This is a genomic window from Prevotella conceptionensis 9403948 (assembly GCF_000312305.1).
Lineage (GTDB): Bacteria > Bacteroidota > Bacteroidia > Bacteroidales > Bacteroidaceae > Prevotella > Prevotella conceptionensis.
The window spans coordinates 318,743-322,373 of record NZ_HE999444.1 but is presented as its reverse complement, the minus strand read 5'-3'; the positions used below and the strand labels follow the sequence as shown (position 1 = coordinate 322,373).

The 3,631-nt window shown below is 45.7% G+C and carries 4 protein-coding genes; all 4 read right to left on the bottom strand.

The window, feature by feature from the left end:
* Positions 1-9 precede the first annotated feature (9 nt).
* The 4 genes from BN93_RS03525 to BN93_RS03510 all read right to left on the bottom strand — a co-directional run bounded on the left by BN93_RS03525 (position 10) and on the right by BN93_RS03510 (position 3,452).
* Positions 10-543, bottom strand: a complete 534-nt coding sequence (locus BN93_RS03525; RefSeq protein WP_044259791.1) for a hypothetical protein — start codon at positions 541-543, stop codon at positions 10-12.
* Between the two features lie 195 nt (positions 544-738).
* On the bottom strand, positions 739-1,284 hold the full coding sequence (locus tag BN93_RS03520) for an RNA polymerase sigma factor (RefSeq protein ID WP_009230188.1): 546 nt from the start codon (positions 1,282-1,284) through the stop codon (positions 739-741).
* A 79-nt stretch (positions 1,285-1,363) separates the two neighbouring features.
* A complete protein-coding gene (locus BN93_RS03515; protein ID WP_232211095.1) occupies positions 1,364-2,953 on the bottom strand; it encodes a L,D-transpeptidase scaffold domain-containing protein in 1,590 nt (529 codons plus the stop codon).
* 190 nt (positions 2,954-3,143) lie between these two features.
* Positions 3,144-3,452, bottom strand: a complete 309-nt coding sequence (locus BN93_RS03510; protein ID WP_019186975.1) for a T9SS type A sorting domain-containing protein — start codon at positions 3,450-3,452, stop codon at positions 3,144-3,146.
* Positions 3,453-3,631: the final 179 nt, after the last annotated feature.

Here is a 3,631-nt window from a genome sequence, read left to right as displayed (position 1 = left end):
ATTGGATGCTTACCAATAAACCATCTCCTTTTGAATCACTTTCGATGTAATTTGCCTCTCTCTAAATTTTATAGTGATGGTATATGGCTCATCATTAGAAGACAAATAGAAAAGGCGAGGTATGCAAATTCTCATCCCTACACTTTGCCTTTCGCCTTTGTTTATGGAGCGGACAAGCGATGCAATGTTAAGCGAAGAGTAGTAGCCATGGCTTTCCTCCTGGTTGGAGATTAAGCCATCCATATCCGTTTCCCAACCCTTGAAACAGGGCGAGATGAGTTTTCCTGACCGTGTGCGCACTTCAATAGACTTGACTTTCTCGTCTATGCCCTTCAAACCAGGCTCTATGCCACCACCGAAAAGCACTGGTTTTGTTCCGGTCCAGCTTGTAATGAAGTTGATAACAAAGTATTTTTTCCCATTTACCAGCGAATCGGTAAAGACTATCGGCTGCATAACGACATTATCAATCCTAAAAGTCTCGTAATGGCATTCACACGAAACAAGTATGATTGCCATAAGCAAGGTAAGTAGACTTCTCATTGGTATAAACGTTTTTAATCCTTTATCTTCGGATGTGTGCCTCCACTTTAAGGTGCTTTTTAAGGTGATTTCTGATAATTCCCCGCTTTGGTGCAATAATGATTTCAAACACACTCCTTGCAAGCATTGGGGTTAGGAAAACATTGAAATTGTTCTTACCATTCAGGCTAGTCTTCAAAACATGGTTTCAACCCCTCATTCCGCATCCATTATCTTCCTTAATTTCTTTACGGCTAAATGATAACTAGCCTTTAATGCGCCAACGCTAGTTGAGAGAATAACGCTAATTTCCTCGTATTTCATTTCATCGAAATAGCGCAGGTTAAACACTGTTCGCTGCACTTCGGGCAACTCGGCAATGGCCTCTTGCAGTCGGGCCTGGGTGGCATCGCCATCAAAGTAATCGTCGGCCATAAGCTGTTGGGCCAAAGTAAGGTCGGCAGACGATTGTAACGTGGTGGCGTTTTTCTGCTTGCGAAGAAAGTCGAGAGCCTCGTTAATGGCTATTCGGTACAGCCACGTGGACAGTCTAGCCTGCTGTTTAAAGTTATCCAGCCCGTTCCATGCCTTAAGAAACACGTTTTGCACCAGGTCGTCGGCATCTTCGTGCACAAGCACCATGCGTCTTACCTTCCAATAAAGCGGCTGGGCATAAGCCTTTACCAAGTCTTGGAAAGCGGCATGGCGAGTGGCTGGGTCGGCCAAACGCTGCAACAAACGTTGTTCGTCTAATTCTATCATTAAGCCATAGGGGCTAAAATAACTGTCAAGAATGTTTTAAGTGCCGATAAACAAGGTGAGAAGACAATATGCGCCGAAACTAAATGGAGAAACTGCGAAGGTAGCGATAAAGCACCTTGTCGTAACCATATACATCAGCGTATGTATGCATCTTACCTTTAACGTCGGGATAAAGGGTGTAATAGGTAATGAAAAGCGGAACGTTGGGGTTCACTTTCACACTATTAACTAATCGTCGATAGTCTACGCGCGTACGTTTTTCCTCGCCTTCTTTGGGCTTAGACAAGTCGGCCTGCATAGAATACTTTATCTTATCAATCAAAGTCCCATCTTTCTTATTGAGTAAGAAAACAGCCAGTTCAAAGGGTTTTTGAACACGTATGCAACCATGCGACACGCTACGGCTGCCACGGTCGAAGGCCCATTTTGACGAGGTGTCGTGGATGAAAATGGAGAAATTGTTGTTGAAACGGAACACCACGCGACCCAAGGAATTGCCTTCGCCGCCCTCTTGAATAACAAAATAATCGGGGTTAAGCAGCATGCCGGCCGACACGTTGGCGGGGTCGACACGCCTTCCCGACGAGCGGTTGAGTATAAAATAGCGGTGTCGCTCAAAATAATCGGGGTTTCCTGCATGGCCAACAACCTCTTTCTTAATGATGCTCCGAGGAATAATCCATTGTGGATTAACGTCCATACGCATAATATGGCTGTTTAGCAGGGGCGTTTTGGTGTCTAATGTGCCGCAGGCCATACGCATAGTGAGTACGCTATCGCCTTCTATGGCGTCGAGATGGTACGAGGGAACGTTGACCAACACGTACTTTCGGTGGTTTTGCGGATAGTCGGTTTGTCGCCAACGGCTGCGTTCAACGTTGCAGAGCAGCCTTATGCGGTCGGCCTCCGACAGGTCTTTACCCTTAAAATGCTTTATCAGTAGGGCATAGAGCGCGTTTTGTGGCTGCGCCTGGCGTAAGAAAATATCAACCGAATCGTTATATACCTTACGCAAGGCTCTTGTGTAAAAGTCTTTTGTGGGCCGCTTAACATGAATGTCGAACAAACCGCGGTAAGTTGTTCGAACAGAGTCTTGCTCGCGTATGTCCAGGTTATTGAATATACGCGTGGGGTTGGTGAAACCAAAGTGCTGCCCTGCCGTGTAGCGCAAGAAGGCTTTGGTAAGATTGTATTCAAGGCGTGCCATCACACGGTTAACATCGCGAATGCCAGAGTCTACATCGAGTGTTCGAATGCGTTGCAAGTCGCGTTCTATCTGTTCTACCACGAACACCCGCTTGCTAAACCCCATTTCTTCTACCGTATTAAGGTAAGACAATAGGCTGTCTGCACGTTTGTCTAGCCCAAACCGGTCTATCCAAAGCAGGTTTCCTCCATCGCGATAGTAACGGCGGGTGCGCGAATCGGCCACAAGCGTGTCACGGTCGGCTCTAACCAGCAAGGCAAGTTGCCGTTTGATGTCGCTGATGTTGAGTTTATATGCCTGTTCTGCCCATTGGCCGATAGTTTCTTGCGAGGGTATAGGCCGTTCAACATGGCCTTTCTCGTGACAAGCCACGAGAACGAGACAAACGAAAAGTACCGTAGAAGAGAACTTACCTATTAAAAAATTAGAAGAGGACTTACCTAACTCTAAAATGTATTTCATTGAAAGGCCGCCTACGATTGTTGCGGCTTGTTGACATTCTTTGTCCTTATGCTTATTGCGCATGTCGTTGCAGGCTTGCGGAAAACTAATTAGAATTTTGATGGAGTGAAACTTGCACCAACGCCCGTTGGAGCTAGCATCGCTGTCATTTCCACCTTCGCCAGGCAGGCAAACTTACCCGAAAGGAGTGTTATCTGACGGCTATTTTACGCACCATCTTGCCCACTTTAACGATGTAACAGCCTTTTGGCAGCCCCAAATCGAAATGTTTCTCGGCACTGTCTATCTTTAAATAGGCCACCCTCATACCGGCCAAGTCGTAGACGGCGAGCATCTGCCCCGCTGCTCCCGACACGTGAATGGTAGACTCCGAAACACTGATGACGACATTTTGATAGTCGTTATCAATGGTTTCGAGTGCAGCAGCAGCCCTCGAAGTCAGTGGGTTGCCCATCATTAGGGCGGTTGTGAATAATATTGTTAGTAACGTCTTTGTCATATTCTGGGATGTTTTCTGGTTTCATCTGCAAATATAGTGCTTTTTGATGTAAATCAAGAAACTAACCGACTGTAAATCATTAGCGTTAAAGCTATTTAACTAAGAAAAGTTCTTTATGTTCGCAAAACGAATTAATTGTAGGTGATTTTACGCACTTTTAAGATTGAATGTAAGCATCC